Genomic DNA, 1,539 nt, shown 5'->3' with positions numbered 1-1,539 from the left:
TGGTGGCGTAGAGGTGCTGTCCCGTGTCGCCGGGTGGGGCGGGCTTTCCTGGGGCCTGTGGGTCCTTCATCGTTGATGGGTCCGATGGGGTGGGGTGTTATCCGAAGGCGGTGCGGACGCGGTGCCAGGCGGCGGCGATCGCCGCCGCCCAGCGCCAGGTGGCATCGATGCGTAGCCGCAGTTGGCGGGCGCCGCGGGTGATACGGGCGGCCACGTGCAGGACCCGGTAGCGGAACGTGGTGATCTCGACGCGGGCCAGAGCGCGATCGCTGGCGAACCCGATGAGGCGGGTCCAGGTGACCAGGTCAGCGGCGGCCAGGACGATTTCGAGCCAGGCAGCATTGGCCCAGAAGGAGTGGCAGGGCAGGTTACGCAGCCCGGTGGCTTTGAGTTCGCGGATACGGTCCTCGACGCGGGCGTGCTGGCGGTGCCGTAGTTCCAGACCGGCGACCTGACCGGGTACGACACCCGGTGGTGTGTCGGTGATGAACGCGGTGACCCGCATGCCGTCGGCGTCGGTGAACCGCAACTGCGCGCCGGGGTGGGGGCGTTCTTTACGCAGGATCAGCCGGGTCCCTTCGGGCCAGGAGGCCAGGTTGACCAGGTCGGTGGCTTCAGCGACCCACGCGCCGTCGCGGATCCCGCCGTCGGTGTCGATCGCTGGATACCAGCAATCGCCGAGGTTGAGGGTGTCCACGGCGTCCTGGACGCGGGTATCGACGGGGTACCCGAAGGAGAACCCGGCCCCGGCGGCCCGGCACGCTGCGGCGAATTTGTGGGTGGATCCGGCGGTATCGCAGCGCACCAACACCTTCGGGGCCTCGGGGTTGTCGGGATCGTCGGGGTTGGGCCGCCACGCCGCTGGCAGCGATGCCAAAGCCTGGTGCAGGACGATGATGTGGTCGGAGGCGGTGTTGGAGCCGGCGTTACCGTTGCGCAGCAACCCGGCCAGGGCTTCGCCGCCGGCGATGTCGGGGCGGTCCAGAAACGCCAGCAGCGGGTGCAGCCCGAACGTTTTCTTCCAGGTCGGCGCAGCCCCGGCCTTGTTGTCGGAGTGATCGATCACCAGCGTGGCATCGATGTCGATATGCAGCCAGCCGCCGGTGGTGGGGGCGGCTCCGACAGCCCAGGCCGCTGCCCGCGCCGCGGCTCGGGCTGCGCGCACCCCGGGTAGATGCGCGGCATCGATCCGCTCATCGATCAGCCGCCACATGGTGGTCGTTGAGGCCTTGGCCCCCAGGACGTGCTCCCGGTCACCGCACAGCTGACCGACCGCGTCGATGCAGTCCGCGCCGTCGGCGACCGCGGCCGCCAGATCAGCGAACACCTCCCCAGGCGCATACACCCACGGGCCGCGGTAGGTGTCGGCCAACGCGGCCGTGACCTGCGCCGATAAGCCGGTCCGGTCGGCAAGCTCACGCAGCATGCCCATCCCGGCATGCGACACAACGCCATGGCCGTCGGCGGAAACTTTCACCGGCGATGCCGCCGCGATATTCTTCACCTGCGAAGTGCCTTCCCGTCAGGGTTTTTGAACCG

General features: G+C 69.4%; 1 protein-coding gene. It reads right to left on the bottom strand.

Annotated elements, in window-relative coordinates:
* Window positions 1–97: 97 nt before the first annotated feature.
* Window positions 98–1,504, bottom strand: a complete 1,407-nt coding sequence (locus tag MSZK_RS29535; RefSeq protein ID WP_016341434.1) for an IS1380 family transposase — start codon at window positions 1,502–1,504, stop codon at window positions 98–100.
* Window positions 1,505–1,539: the final 35 nt, after the last annotated feature.

It is taken from the genome of Mycobacterium sp. shizuoka-1 (assembly GCF_002723835.1).
In the GTDB taxonomy this organism is placed as follows: domain Bacteria; phylum Actinomycetota; class Actinomycetes; order Mycobacteriales; family Mycobacteriaceae; genus Mycobacterium.
The sequence above is the reverse complement of the archived record's forward strand: the minus strand, read 5'-3'. Positions and strand labels throughout refer to the sequence as shown.